Origin of the sequence: Mycobacterium sp. (assembly GCF_965277065.1) — a bacterium.
Lineage (GTDB): Bacteria > Actinomycetota > Actinomycetes > Mycobacteriales > Mycobacteriaceae > Mycobacterium.
Genome location: NZ_CBDIBT010000019.1, coordinates 304,459 through 317,514, shown reverse-complemented (window position 1 = coordinate 317,514; position 13,056 = coordinate 304,459). Strand labels below are relative to the sequence as shown.

The following is a 13,056-nucleotide window of genomic DNA, read 5'->3' as shown; positions in this document are numbered from 1 at the left end:
ACCTATCCGACGGTGTGGACGATGAGGATGTCGACTTTCGCTCTGCGGGCGACGGTGTCGGGTACGGATCCCAACAGGCGGCCCGCGACCGTGCCCAAGCCCAAGTTGCCGACCACCAGCAGGTCCGCTTTCACCTCGTCGGCCAGATGCAGCAGCGCCGTGACCGGGGCGCCCACGATCGCCTGCTCTTCGATGTCGTGGGCGCCGACGGCTTTGGCGCGGACGCGGGCGTCCTGAAGGATCGCGTACACCGGGGCGCTGCCATGCATCCGATAACCCTCGCCGCGGAGGCTATCGGCGGCTCTACCGTCGGTGAGTCGATCGGGGGAGGGTGGTCGTGACCAGCCGCCCTTTTCCGATGAGTCGAGATGCGCGCTGGCGATGATCAGCTTCGCCGATTCCTGCGCCGCGATCGCTGCCGCGCGGTCGACTGCCTTGAGCGACGACTCCGAGCCGTCCGTTCCTACGACGATCGTCCGATAACTCATCGCGCCTCCATCCGCCGGTCCGCAACGACAAGAAGACACTAGCGGCCCGAGTGCTCCTCCGCGGCCGGTTGCGCGGTGAACTAGCCAGCCCGCGCCGACGAGCGCTCCAGCATCCCGTAGACCGATCCGGCGTATCGGCCGGAGCTCGACGTCGACGGCGATGATCTGGCGTGCGAACCCGGGAAATCGCGTAGATCGACGCGGTGATCGCCGCTCAACCGCCGGCTTCGATAGCCGCGACCCGTGCGACCGCGTCGGGTCCGCAGAAGCGCTCGAGGTTCACGCCGCCGCCGGCCAGCACGGTGTCGATGCGGCGTTTGAGGTCGCCCGACGACAGATGGGCGTACAGGTTCGCCCCGGGGCACGAGGTCTGGGCGAAGTCCCGGTGGCCGGCCAACGTATCGGTCTTGACGTGGAAGTTCTGGGCAGCCCATGCGAACGCCAGGGCGGTCCCGTGAAGTTGTGCCTCCGAAACTGCTTCCTGGTCGAAGTCTCCTTCGCAGAGCACCAAGAAATGGCCGGTGGTGTCGTAGTCGGTGGCGGTATCGCCGGCCAGCTCAGTGCTTCGCAGTTCGTACAGGTTGCCATTGCGGTCCACGGCGACGTGGTAAGCGATGTCGATCCAACCTTTTTGATCTTGGTGATACAGCTGGTCCTTGCGCAGGCGTCCCGGCGCATTCCGGTTATCGCCGAGCACGACCGCCTCGTGGTGCAATGTCATCCGAGTGATGGTTTGCCGCTTGCCGCCGGGGCGGGCGGGTCGCGCGCCCCACGCCTCGCGGCACAGCAACAAAGCCCACTCGGCGCTGGTCAGACGGGTAATTGGCGCCGCGGCGCTCGAGCACGCGCCGGCAGCCGACGCCAGTGCGGCGCTGCTCGCCAGCCTCAGCAGTTGACGACGATTGACGACATCGCGACGCACGTCCATGGGATCACGGTACGGATGACGATTTCACCTGTGGTCGGTTACGCCTTCGGTGCTTCAGCTCCCGGTGACGATGCGCTGCTCGAGGTACCGGCCAGTGACGACGTTTGCAGATGGTTGATTCTCCAGACGCCGCGCTTCCTGCTTGATCCGTCGGTTCAGGATGCGGTCATCGCGCCGCGAAATGGCGGAACCGCGTTTGCTGAGCAGGTCCAGTTGTTTCCAGCTCAGCCCATCAAGATCACCAACGGAATCGTGCGTGGCGACCACGACCGCGCCGTGCAGAAGCGGCACTGATTTCGCGGTGAACTCAGTTGTCGCCAGCAGCATTTCGGTTGCGCTGCGATTGACTGTCCGCCGGCACCGCCGGGTGGAGGGGGTGAACCAGAAGTCGAACTGTCGATCGGCGCTGGTCAAACTTTCCAGCCCGTAGTCGTGAACAAGCGCGAGGATATCGGCGTTGCTGTAGGCGCTTGTCTCGTAAACGACTCCGTCGGGGCTGAAGTAGAGGATTGTGTTCATTGCGGTTGTCCTTTTCGGCTCGGGGCTGGGACTGCCCTCAGCGTGTAACGGAAAATCACACGCATGTAATTCCCTCTATTACGGTTGGACTAAACATTCCTAACGAAAATGACACGAATCGGAGTGTGGAGGAGGCCTCGAGAGTGACATCGCGGTCGTCGAATCGGCGCGGATCGGACGCTGCTTCGCTGGTGAACGTGGGTAGATGTCTGACAGACTGTCGTAGGTCGGCCCCCGTTACCTTGTCTGTCACCGTGAGTCTGACCCGTGGAGCACGTTGATGAATGCTGCCGCTGTCCCCGCCGGTACTTGGCACTTGTCGGCCGCGATGCGAGCCGCCTCCCAGGAAGAGCACGACGCCGCCGAGCGAACACCGTTCTTCACCGAACTACTCCGCGGTGGTCTCGGCAAAGCGGCTTATGCCGCTTATCTCGCCCGGTTGCGCCCGGTTTATGCCGCACTGGAAGAAGCGGTTCGGCGCCACCGCGACAACGCGGTCATTGCGGCCGTCTATGACCCGGCTCTTGAACGCCTGCCTGCCATCGATGCCGATCTGCAGTGCTGGTCCGACGGTTCGCTGGGGTCATTCGACTCACCGGCCGCCGAGTCTTATTGTCGACGGCTGGAAAGCATCAATGACAGCGCTGCGCTGCTCGCCCACCATTACACCCGCTATTTGGGGGATCTTTCCGGCGGTCAAGCCATCGGCCGCACTCTGGAGCGGCTCTTCAACCTCGGCGGTATCGGCCTCGCGTTCTACAGGTTTCCGGTGCAGCCGAGGGCCTATAAGAACAACTATCGAGCTCGCCTCGACAGCCTCGCGCTGCAGACCGAACAGGTCGAGATTTTGCTCAGTGAAGTCAAGTTCGCTTTCCGGCTCAATCAGGCTGTGCTCGACGAACTCGGAGTCGACTTCGCGATGAGTGGTTCGCGTGATCGGTGACGCCTTGACGCCGGAAGGTCACCCGGTCGACGGGTTTGTCCCGCTCGGGACCGTTATCGACTTGGAAAACTGCGCGCGGGAGCCGATTCACATCCCGGGCAGCATCCAGCCGCGCGGGGTGCTGGCGGTGGTGCACGAACCCACTTTCGAGATCCTTCAGGTCAGCGCCAACGTCACCGACCTGCTCGGCCATTGCGTCGACGACTTACTCGGCCGGCACCTGTCGACGCTGATCGGGGACCAACAGGCCGCGCGCATCGAACACGCCGCGGAGACCTTCGGTGACCTTCGCCAGCGCAATCCGCTCGACTGTCAGCTCGAAGTCGCCGGTCAGCAGCGCGCATTCGACGCCATCCTGCGTCGTGAACCGGGGGGCGTGCTTCTCGTCGAACTCGAGATCGCCTACGGCGAGCGGCCTTTCTCCTTCCCGAACACCTACCAGGCAGTGCGCAGCTCGGTGGAGGAGCTGAACCAGGCCGCGACACTGACCGAGATGTACAACACCACCGCGCGCGCAGTCCGTGACCTCACCGGCTTCGACCGCGTCATGGTGTATCGGTACGACGATCATTACAACGGTGAGGTTGTCGCCGAATCGAAGCGCGACGACCTGAACTCGTTCCTCGGCCTGCACTACCCATCCACCGACATCCCGGCCCAGGCGCGGGCGCTGTACGAAAAGAACTGGATCCGGCTCATCTCGGACGTGAACTACACGCCGACCCCGCTGGTGCCGGCGGTCGACCCGGAGACCGGGACGCCGCGCGATCTGACCTATGCCACGCTGCGAAGCGTTTCGCCCATCCATCTCGAGTACCTGCAGAACATGGGTGTGCACGCGTCGATGTCGATCTCCCTGCTGCGGCGCGGACGACTGTGGGGGCTCATCGCCTGTCACCACTACGCCGGTCCACACCTACCGCCGTTCGGCACCCGGGCCGCAGCCGAGTTCCTCGGAGCCACTCTTTCGCTGCGGCTGGTCGACCAGTTCGAAGAGGACCTCCTGCACAGGCGGCTGGCTTCGCAGGCGGTTCTGGCCAAGCTGACTGCCGCCACGATGGGTGACGACGAGTCGATCGTGGCGGCGCTGCTGGGTGCACCCGACTTGCTCGACCTCGTACCGGCTGACGGCGTCGTGGTCCACATCGACGACGACACGGAGGGGCGTGGTTCGGTCCCGCCGGTCGACGTCGTGGCCGCGGTCGCGGCATGGGCGCGCGGTGCGGGAGAGGAGATCGCGGGTACGGACAGCCTCTCGCGGGATGTGCCCGCGTTGAACCTCGACCCGCAGGTGGCTGCCGGCGCGCTGGCGCTCAACCTGCCCGACGGTCAGCACGCCATCTGGTTTCGTCGCGAGGTTCAGCGTTCAGTGGATTGGGGTGGCGACCCGGACAACAAGGCGATCGCCGTCAGCGAGGGCGACGAGATCCGGCTGAGTCCACGCAAGTCGTTCGAACGGTGGCGCGAGATTGTGCGCGGAAGCAGCGACCCGTGGACCGTGAGCCAAACCGAGTCGGCCGAGGCACTGCGCCGTCATCTCGTCGAGTCGCTGTACCACCGTACTCGTGGCGCGCTGCGGATGGCCGAAACGATGCAGCTCAGCCTGCTGCCCGATTCAATTCCGACCCTTGAGAATTGGGAGCTGTCCGCGCACTACGAGCCGGCCGCGGGCGGTCGCGTGGGCGGCGACTGGTACGACGCATTCGAGCTGCGCGACGGCCGCTTGGTGGTGGTTCTCGGTGACGTCGCCGGACATGGCATCACCGCGGCGGGGACGATGGCGCAGCTGCGTAATGCTCTGCGCGCGCAATTGTTCGTCGGCACCGATCCGGCGCATGCGCTCAACGAGCTGAACGAGTTCTGCGAGTACCTGATGCCGCGGGCGTTTGCCACCGTTGTCGTCGCGCGCATCGATCTCACCTCGGGCGCGGCGGAGGCCGCGTGCGCCGGGCATTTGATTCCGTACCTGACGAATTCGCTGACGGCCGTGCAGGCGCCGATCCAGCTGTCGCCGCCGATCGGCCTCAAGAACGTGAGTTACACACCGAGCGTGTTCACCATCGAGCCCGGGCACAGATTGGTGATGTACTCCGACGGTCTGGTCGAGCGCCGGGGCGAGGCGATCGACGATGGGATCGACCGACTCGCGAAAACCCTTGCACGCGCGGGTGATGCGCCGGCCTCGGGGATCCGTGCGGCGATGGAGTGGGGCGACACACCCGACGACGTCACGATCGTTACGCTTCGACGCCCCTGAACGCTACGGATTGAGTAGCGCCTCGAACTCGGCGACCAGATTGCTGGACGTCGACTGGACCAGGTCAGTCATGTTGGCCCACTCCAGGGTTGCCACACTTCCCAGCTCGGTGGGGAAGTCGTCGTTAGCGGTCAGGACCGCAGTCGCCAAATCGTCGCGGGCATTGAGGAACCCCGCGATGATTCCGGTGTTCGGGTCCAAAACCGGGTCGTTGAGCAGGGATCCGAGTTGCTGGGGGAGTAGCAACGAGAGCACCGTCTGACCCAGCGCCAATTCGGTGGGCAGACTGATGTCGCTGGCCGCCAGGGGCAGATTATTGACAATCGCCTCGAGGCTGCCGATGGGGTTGGTGAGCAGGTCGTGGCCGACGGTGGTCCAGTCCGGACTCAAGGCCGGGGTGAATCTCAGTTCCAGCGGGATGGTCGGGTCGCTGCCGAACACCGCGGTGAAGTTGTCGGTGCCCAGCACATCCTGCAAACCGTGAAGGAGTAATTCCTGGAGGACCCAGTCGGGTTGGGCGTGTTCACGTGACAGGTCCAGGGCGTAGTCGTAGGACAGCACGCGCTGTGACATGTCGGCGGCATATTCCGCGGGGCTGACGGTGGGTGTGTCTGCGGGCAGATAGCTGGCGACGTCGGCTACCGGCACCACCTCGGTCGTCACCGGGAGGCCCGTCGGGTCTGTGCCGTCGGGAAGGTTCTCGAATCGGGCGAAGATCTCGCCGCTGCTAACGCCATCGCTGTCAAGCCAATTCGCTACACCTGGGTTGGTCGCGCTGACCACGTAATAGGTGTATCCGCCGGGATCGGCGAATGCGGTGGTGTTGTTCAACGTGGTTTGCGCCAGGGTGTAAGGCAGTGCCGCGCCGAAAACGTTCATCAGCTCGATCCCGCTGTAGCCGGATGGCACGTCCGGCACCTGAACGATCAGCGCCTGGTCGGGATTCAGGTCGAAGTTACCGCCCGAGACGTCCGCACTGGGCAGTCCTGTTGCGAACAGGCTTGTTTCAGGGGCCAGCGGGCTCATCGTGTTGGGCGGCAGCTCGATGCCGGCAACTTGTGCCAGGCCCATGTTTTCCTCGTTGAAGGGCCCGACGATATTGCTGAAGGCGGTGAACAGCGTGGTGAACAGCGAGTCGACCGAGGTGATTTGTCCCGTGGAAGTCCCTGCCAGCGAGCCGATTTCGGTCGCCGAACCGTCCGCGCCGGGGAAAATGCCGGTGCTCGGTATGGCGAAAAACGCCGGGCAATCGGAGATGCAGTGGATGCTGATGTTGCCCGGCCCCTGCGCCCAATCACCCAGCACATCTCGAATCAGCAGCGAGGCATCACCGTTGGTGGTCGCATCGGTGTCGTCGATGAAATTGACTGCGCCAGTTGGCTCGGTGGGGCCGATGTCGACGGTGAATGTGCCGTCAGGGTTGACGATCAGGCCGTGGTCGAGTTCCAGACTTTCCTTGCTGACCGCCGTCGAGCCGGTGATGGCTTCGGTCGCGATCGCGAGCGCCTCAGTCCCTTTGCCGAGGGTGCCGGTGAGCTCGTACGTCGCACCCGGAGCCAAGCCGGCGGTCGCGTGGTAGTAGATGTCGGGGGTGAAGAACTGGAAGTACTGACGCGAATCGGCGGCATCGGTGGCCACTGCTTCTGGGGACTGGAAGAAGACCCCGTTGAAAAGTTCGGTGACTCTGGACAACCCGGCGGAAAGCAGTTCGTAGTTCGTGTTCTGCAGTCCGGTCAGCAGCATGGTGTCGCTGTCCGCGGTCGCGAACGGCAACCCCGAGTCATAGGCAACCGCCTGCTGCATCGCATCGAGGAGTTGGTCGAGCGCCGGTTGATACGAGCTCGAATCCGCGGTGGCGTGCGGCGCCGCGATCGTCATCGAGAAGGCGCCGGCCGCGGCGATTCCAACTGATCGCAGCCAGCGCGGCAAAGCTGAGGAGACCGACGTTGCGTGCATCGCGGAGGCCACGGCGCTCCCTTCGTTGGGATGCGATGCACGAATTATTGGTCATGCCGACCACGGATACGCTGCGTTTCAGCGCTTATTGCTCGACGGCGCCCCGCTGCTTCGCCGAACTCAAGCTGGCACGACGACAGCGGGTCAAACGGCGCTCGCCTGCGGCCGACAAACGCCTGTAAGCGGCTCAAAAGGTGAAGGGCGCACCCCTTTGCTTCGGGCTATGCTTCTGCGCGCAGGACCACTGAACAGGAGGGATCGCCGTGGCCGACGAACTGAAGGTCGATCCCGTCGCACTGCACACGGGCAGCGACGACATGCTGAACTCGGTCGGCGAGGCCGCTCTGAGGTTCGCTAGCCACGAAGACGGCCTGGCTGACGCGACGCCCAGTTGGATCGGATCCTCCCAGCAGGCGCTGGGCGAGTTGGCGGCGCGTTGGGAAGCCCGGCACAGTCACCACAAACTGCAGGTGGGCAGGTTGGGGGCGCACGTGGCCGATGCGATGGTTCGTTACGTCACCAACGAGGACAACTCGACCCAGGCTGTCCGGTCGATCCGGGAGTAAGGGGTAGCTCGTGGCGCCGCTGACCCCAGCTGACGTCAAGCGCTGGGATGCCGATGCGATCCACAGTGTGTTCCAGACCGCGATCAATCGGGCAGCTTCGCTTCAGACGTTGGGCGACAACCTGCAGCAGGTGCACAGCAAGCTCAGCGACTGGCAAGGGGAGGCCGGCGACGCGTTTCGCGCGGAATTGAACAAGACCCGGCACGACATTGAGGCAGATGGGCACGAGTCCAAGCAGATTGCCGCGGCGGTAGCGCGCGCCGAAGCGGACGTGCGGGCGGTCAAGGCCGACCTTGGCTCAGTCGAGCAATCGGCCGAAACCTACGGCTTCACGATCACACCGGACTGGCAAATCGATTCCGGGGCGATGAAGCTCGACAGCGCGAAGGCTCTCTTCAAAGAACAGCTGCAAGTGCTGCTCGATAGCTGCAAGCTGCATGCGCACAGCGCAGACCAGGAACTCGCCACTGCTGTGCGCAGCGCCGTCGGTGATATCGCTTCGACCGCCGGTCCGCCACCGGCACCAGCCGGCAATCAGCCGAAGTCGCGGGAGGACGTCCTTTTACCGGTTGGCCCCGGCTCGCGCGACCCTGCGAAAGGCCCGCCGGTTCCAGGCGACGTCGGGGCCGTTAAGCCGCCGTCGCTGGAGGACATGATGCTGGGGCGAGGTACGCCGGCACATCAAAAGCCGCCGCCCGGTAGTCCGTTGGATCTGCTGAGCCGAGTTCCCCCCGGTGCGACTGGCGTGCCGGCTCCGCCCTTGAAACCGGCGGAGATCGAGAGTTTCAAGGCGATGGCGCGCCAGACGAAGATCAGCGACGGCGTGCCGCCGGACCAGGTCGAGGCAAGGCTCAACGCTGTTGTGGCGAACACGCAGCAGTGGTTGGCTGCGGGTGCGCCGAACTACGTTGCGCCACAAGGGCCCCGGCCGCCGGCGCCAGGGTTCGGCGAAGGATTCGGCGATCGATGGAACGCCACGATGGACGCCGTTCACGATCTCACCGGACAAAACGGATTAGGGGCCATGGGTGACGCGTGGGGTGGGATGGCCAAAGGCCTCGGCCAGAAGGCTGAGGACTACCTCATGTTAGGGCCGGTCGCACCACTGAAAGATGGGGTGCAACAGTTCAAAAGCTTCCTCGATAATCCCGCTTATTACGCGGGTGAGAGAGGCGCTGATGTCGCCATGAACGCGCCAATGATGATGTTCGGTGGCGAAGCGGGGGCGTTGAGGGCTGGGCTTGGCGACATTGGACCTGGCGTCCTCGATACCGGTCCCGCTGTCTCGACGGAGGCAGCGATGGGCTTTGAGCACCCCATGGGCTACAACCCATGGGCTGAACAAGCGGCCTCCGATCTCAATTACGGTCACTGGCACGGAGGGCCGACGGGCGCCCTGAGTGAACCCGTCGCCGATATGTCGACTCACTACGTTGGTGACAACCCAGACCGAGTGGTCCTTGGCAAATTCAACGGGCCGGAGGGTGGGTACATCGGTGAAGCCCGAGGCAACGGTGGCATTTACTTCGACACGGGCGACCCAACGTGGGATGCCTTGACGCGTGGGTTTGGTCCCAATGAGGAGAAAGGATTGGTCTGGCAGGTCAACGAACATTTCCTTCGCAATCAGATGGAGAGCGCGGTGCCCCGAATCGAATATGTGCTGCCGGATGGCTTCGACAGCGTTGAGCAATTAGCCGGGGCCCAGAGGCAGTCATACTCTGCGATGGAGATCAACTTCCTCAAGAACAACGCAGCAGCCTACGGTTATGAGCAGCAAGGAAACGTGTGGGTGTACGCAGGAAGGTAAATCGGCATGAGGGCAGCAGAACTAGAACGCTATCTCGAGCCCACCCTTTCGGGGGCTGGCTTCAAGCTCGACGGTCTTGAGGATCCTTCGACCTATCAGAACCGTCCTGCGTGGGTTATCTTTTACCAGGGCCAGGACTGCAAACTTCAGATTTCCTGGTCAGCTCGCGACGGCGGAATAGACTACTTGCTGGCTCCGCTGGATGCGCCGAACGAATTCGGCTTGTCGAACAAATCGAAAAAATGGCACCTGATGCTGATGCTCAGCAACGTGCGCGACGATTTGATAACGCCAGCCCCAGATGCCGCCAGTGAGACTGAAATGTCATGGCTGAAGGCGCTTTTCGAAATACATTTCGACGCTGCCCACGCAGTGCTCTTGAGTGAAAAGCAGTCCAGATCTGAGAGCTGAGACCTTTTAAGTGAGGCGAGGAGTTTTACGAGTTCTTGAGCAAAGTCCGGTCGATAGTCGAGCCACCGTTGACTTCCCAGGTCTTTCAATGTCAAGGAATTAGTGGATAGGAGGATCCTTGACGACGGTGGAACGCCATTCGGAAGCTGGTTCAGATGAGATGCAACTTGCGATCGATCGATTGTCGGAGCAGCTGGGGGTCCATTCGGCGCAGGTCGGACTCCGAACGAATGATGGACTGAACATTTTCATTGCTGATGGCAAATATCATTTCGCTTTCTGCGAGCGAGGAACGCTCGATTTCGACCAGGTTGGGAGCTTGGATGATCTGCTGTATTGGTACTGCGAAAGCGTCGTAACTCGCCAAGCAGCGAAGCTGGTGGGAGATCGCGCGGAACGATTCAAGTACGAGTACCAGATTCTGAGTCAATTCGATGTCGGCTGGGCGAAGAGGAGAGTCCGCGAACTTGCCGCCATGTTCGCAAGTGGGCAGCCCGAGGACATTGCTCTACTGCCAGATATTGGTGAAGATCTTTAGCGATCCGAATCCTCCTCCGCCGCCTTCGCCGCCCGGCCCGCGATGACGGCGGTGAACGCTGCGACTAACACGAAAACGACTGCGCCACAGACTCCGACGAGGTTGAGACCGGCGAAACTCTGCGCGCTGAAGACGCCGATCACCAGCGAGACGCCAGTGACCAGGTGCAGAGGCGTCAGACGCAGCGCAGCGCGATGGCCGGCAACCCATGCCTGGTCGCTGCGCATCGTCGATGACGTGCGGATCCCGACGAACTGATTACGCCTGAGGTGCCCCTTCACGGCCGCCCAGTCGATCGCGATGATCAACGCGGTCAAGAAGACGAAGGTAATGGCGATAAAACTTGCCAGGACCAGGCGTTCGGCTTCCATCGAGGTCACGCTACTGACCTTGTGGCCCTGCCGGTTCCAAGACCGTGCGATGTGGGTACAGGATCGGCATGCAGCGCCCCGACACGATCATCGAAATCCACCGTGAACGCGTCCAGGATCAGACCGTCGAGATGTTCGGCGGCGACAAGTACACCGAGGCTGTCGACGGACCCGGCTACTCCGCCACGGCCACTCTCGATCTCACCCTTGACCGCGTCTGGTTTGTCTTCGATGCGCAACAGCGGCTGTGGCAAGAGCAAGTCGACAACGAAAGCCAAGACCCACTAAGGCATTTCGCGATCGATTTGGCGGTCTTCAACTCGAAAATCACCATCGATTCGGTGAGCTGCATTCCCCTGGTGTCGTTGCCGCCCAGAACGATCACGATCCCGGAGGGCCCGCGCGCCGACGAGTCGCGCGAAATTCCCTACAACGAAATCCCACTGTTCGGGCGCCTGACCGTTCACGATCAGCTCGAGCCGCGGGAAACCGAACCGGGCAAGCAGACAATCGCCCTGAATTTCACCGAGCAGGACGCGCCCGTGCTGCTGGCCAACCTGTCCCACGACGAGTACGCGCCTCAGCTATTCGGCGCGCAGATCGATCGTCGCCCCGACGGTGGGATCGTCTTCACCGGCCAGGACCCGCGCATCACGTGGGAACTCGACTATGCCGAGGCGCACTGGATCACCCACAGCATCGCCGGTGAGCTGATGGTCGGGCTGGAGAAACTGCAGCACCCCACCGTGTCCGACGACGACGCCAGGACCAGAGTGCTCGACTCGTTGGCCGCGCAGATCTCCGATGCCGTCCGCCCCAAACTCGCCGAGATGGGGGAGGGCGGGGTCATGGACCTGATGCCGGCCCCACTGGAGGTCGACGCCGAATCGCAAGACGACAACACTGTCAAAGCACTCGACGCGCTCGTGCAACGTTTCGACATCGACGGTGTTGCTCACGAATCCATGGTGATCCAGCTGCAAACCATGCGAGAGTTACCGTCCGGCGAAGAGCTACCCTCATCGATTCTCGCCGAAAACCCGCACGAGAAAACAGGATTGGCCGTTACCGGCTGGAGCATTCTCCGTCAGGTCCGCGACACCGTGAAGAACACCTTCGATCTTCACGACAGCGACTTCGACGCGGACGTGCCATGCCTTCTGGCGGGTCCGAAGACCATCACGATCGGTGGGCAGGAACGCTGCCTGGAAGCGCTGGACGCCGACATCGTGCCGCGTACAGAGCATGGCCGGCTGGTCGTCGACGGAACCGTCAGCGCCGAAACCACGCTGTACGACTTCGACGCCACCTTCAAGGTCACCTACGAGATGGGTCTCGACGACATCCCGCGCGACCCCGACGGCAAGGAGACCCAACGCGCCGACCTGGAAACGATTGAGAGTCTCGAGCAGGCGCTCAGTGCGGCCCGCGACAAGAAGCGCGCGGGCCAACTGGGCAACGAGGACTACGAGGCCGAGGTCAAGCGGGTGCACGAGCGGCTCGACGCCCTTCCCAAAACGGTCGGCGTACGAGCGACCCAGAACCCGCCGGAGGCGGAGGTCAACCCGGAGTTCCGCCTGACGGTGCCCGGCAAGGTGGCGGCGGCGGCCGGCGCCGCGGCGACCGTTGGGCTGCTTGCGCTGCCGGTGACATGGGTCGCCGGGGCCGCCGGGGTCGGGGCTGCCGGCGCGGGCGGTTTGCTGACGCTGGCCATCGTGCAGTACCTCACGACGGTGCTGACCATCGACTGGTTCGGTGTGGGCTTCGGATCGCGTCAGGTCAAGCAATCGCTCAACGATCGGCCAGAAGGCACATCGTTGCCGCCGATCGGCATACCGGTCGCCGTGGATTTCAACCGTCAGCGTCTCGCGGTGTACTTCCGTCCGTTGCCATCGAAATTGTGGATCGGCACCGTAGCGGTCGACGACGAGGAAGCTGAGCACCCCGAGGTCCGGCTGGTCGGCGGCCGCTGGCCCACCGATGGCCAGCCCTGGAAGCTGTCCAACGACGACGCCATGCTCTACGCCGACTCCGGTGAACTACAGCTCTTCATGGAACCGGACAGCGTCAGCGCCGACGGCCCGGCCATCCGTGTCGCCACCGCCGACAACGGGCGCCGTTACCTGCAGGTGGAGAACGAGGATTCCGGCAAGCTGCAACGGCTTCCGCGGCGCTGTGGTCAAGACAACCCGACTGACGCAAAGTGAGCCCCGACGTCGAACGAACGCGCAATACAGCTTTCGCGCTCGGCGCTGTCGCGGATCAGCGG

At 63.3% G+C, this 13,056-nt stretch carries 12 protein-coding genes and 1 pseudogene; 8 read left to right on the top strand and 5 right to left on the bottom strand.

What is annotated here, in order from left to right; all coding sequences use genetic code 11:
* Positions 1-2 precede the first annotated feature (2 nt).
* Positions 3-488: a universal stress protein gene (locus tag ACQY5A_RS18680; protein WP_428341827.1), complete on the bottom strand. Its 486-nt coding sequence runs from the start codon at positions 486-488 to the stop codon at positions 3-5.
* A gap of 123 nt (positions 489-611) precedes the next feature.
* On the opposite strand from ACQY5A_RS18680, the pseudogene ACQY5A_RS18675 reads away from it, so the two are divergent.
* Positions 612-695: pseudogene (locus ACQY5A_RS18675) on the top strand (hypothetical protein); the annotation flags it as partial.
* Between the two features lie 7 nt (positions 696-702).
* Here ACQY5A_RS18675 and ACQY5A_RS18670 read toward each other — a convergent pair.
* Positions 703-1,416, bottom strand: a complete 714-nt coding sequence (locus ACQY5A_RS18670; protein WP_428341826.1) for an N-acetylmuramoyl-L-alanine amidase — start codon at positions 1,414-1,416, stop codon at positions 703-705.
* A 54-nt stretch (positions 1,417-1,470) separates the two neighbouring features.
* Positions 1,471-1,935 carry a hypothetical protein gene (locus tag ACQY5A_RS18665; RefSeq protein WP_428341825.1) on the bottom strand — a complete coding sequence of 155 codons (465 nt, stop codon included), beginning with the start codon at positions 1,933-1,935 and terminating at the stop codon, positions 1,471-1,473.
* 280 nt (positions 1,936-2,215) lie between these two features.
* On the opposite strand from ACQY5A_RS18665, the gene ACQY5A_RS18660 reads away from it, so the two are divergent.
* On the top strand, positions 2,216-2,878 hold the full coding sequence (locus ACQY5A_RS18660; RefSeq protein WP_428341824.1) for a heme oxygenase (biliverdin-producing): 663 nt from the start codon (positions 2,216-2,218) through the stop codon (positions 2,876-2,878).
* On the top strand, positions 2,868-5,135 hold the full coding sequence (locus ACQY5A_RS18655) for a SpoIIE family protein phosphatase (protein ID WP_428341823.1): 2,268 nt from the start codon (positions 2,868-2,870) through the stop codon (positions 5,133-5,135). Before ACQY5A_RS18660 ends, ACQY5A_RS18655 begins: the two co-directional genes overlap by 11 nt.
* 3 nt (positions 5,136-5,138) lie before the next feature.
* Here ACQY5A_RS18655 and ACQY5A_RS18650 read toward each other — a convergent pair whose 3' ends face one another.
* The gene (locus ACQY5A_RS18650) at positions 5,139-7,103 is read right to left on the bottom strand and encodes a hypothetical protein (protein ID WP_428341822.1); all 1,965 of its coding nucleotides are present in this window, start codon (positions 7,101-7,103) and stop codon (positions 5,139-5,141) included.
* A 251-nt stretch (positions 7,104-7,354) separates the two neighbouring features.
* On the opposite strand from ACQY5A_RS18650, the gene ACQY5A_RS18645 reads away from it, so the two are divergent.
* From ACQY5A_RS18645 to ACQY5A_RS18630, 4 genes are all read left to right on the top strand, one after another.
* On the top strand, positions 7,355-7,657 hold the full coding sequence (locus ACQY5A_RS18645) for an RNA 2'-phosphotransferase (protein ID WP_428341821.1): 303 nt from the start codon (positions 7,355-7,357) through the stop codon (positions 7,655-7,657).
* 10 nt (positions 7,658-7,667) lie between these two features.
* Positions 7,668-9,467, top strand: coding sequence for a hypothetical protein (locus ACQY5A_RS18640; protein WP_428341820.1), 1,800 nt, complete (start codon positions 7,668-7,670; stop codon positions 9,465-9,467).
* Positions 9,468-9,473: 6 nt separating this feature from the next.
* Positions 9,474-9,878: a hypothetical protein gene (locus ACQY5A_RS18635; protein WP_428341819.1), complete on the top strand. Its 405-nt coding sequence runs from the start codon at positions 9,474-9,476 to the stop codon at positions 9,876-9,878.
* Positions 9,879-10,038: 160 nt separating this feature from the next.
* Complete coding sequence (locus ACQY5A_RS18630; RefSeq protein ID WP_428343231.1) at positions 10,039-10,416, top strand: hypothetical protein; 378 nt, start codon at positions 10,039-10,041, stop codon at positions 10,414-10,416.
* On the opposite strand, the gene ACQY5A_RS18625 is transcribed toward ACQY5A_RS18630, so the two are convergent.
* The gene (locus tag ACQY5A_RS18625) at positions 10,413-10,787 is read right to left on the bottom strand and encodes an SdpI family protein (RefSeq protein ID WP_428341818.1); all 375 of its coding nucleotides are present in this window, start codon (positions 10,785-10,787) and stop codon (positions 10,413-10,415) included. The two genes, ACQY5A_RS18630 and ACQY5A_RS18625, sit on opposite strands and share 4 nt — an antisense overlap.
* Positions 10,788-10,855: 68 nt before the next feature.
* Here ACQY5A_RS18625 and ACQY5A_RS18620 point away from each other — a divergent pair, with 68 nt between their 5' ends.
* Positions 10,856-12,994, top strand: coding sequence for a hypothetical protein (locus tag ACQY5A_RS18620; protein ID WP_428341817.1), 2,139 nt, complete (start codon positions 10,856-10,858; stop codon positions 12,992-12,994).
* Positions 12,995-13,056 lie beyond the last annotated feature (62 nt).

What these genes read in the sequence shown, in the direction of transcription:
- ACQY5A_RS18665 (WP_428341825.1), bottom strand. Translation starts at nt 1,935, where the DNA reads ATGAACACAATCCTCTACTTCAGCCCCGACGGAGTCGTTTACGAGACA.
- ACQY5A_RS18635 (WP_428341819.1), top strand. Translation starts at nt 9,474, where the DNA reads ATGAGGGCAGCAGAACTAGAACGCTATCTCGAGCCCACCCTTTCGGGG.
- ACQY5A_RS18630 (WP_428343231.1), top strand. Translation starts at nt 10,039, where the DNA reads ATGCAACTTGCGATCGATCGATTGTCGGAGCAGCTGGGGGTCCATTCG.
- ACQY5A_RS18620 (WP_428341817.1), top strand. Translation starts at nt 10,856, where the DNA reads ATGCAGCGCCCCGACACGATCATCGAAATCCACCGTGAACGCGTCCAG.
- ACQY5A_RS18660 (WP_428341824.1), top strand. Translation starts at nt 2,216, where the DNA reads ATGAATGCTGCCGCTGTCCCCGCCGGTACTTGGCACTTGTCGGCCGCG.
- ACQY5A_RS18625 (WP_428341818.1), bottom strand. Translation starts at nt 10,787, where the DNA reads ATGGAAGCCGAACGCCTGGTCCTGGCAAGTTTTATCGCCATTACCTTC.
- ACQY5A_RS18670 (WP_428341826.1), bottom strand. Translation starts at nt 1,416, where the DNA reads ATGGACGTGCGTCGCGATGTCGTCAATCGTCGTCAACTGCTGAGGCTG.
- ACQY5A_RS18680 (WP_428341827.1), bottom strand. Translation starts at nt 488, where the DNA reads ATGAGTTATCGGACGATCGTCGTAGGAACGGACGGCTCGGAGTCGTCG.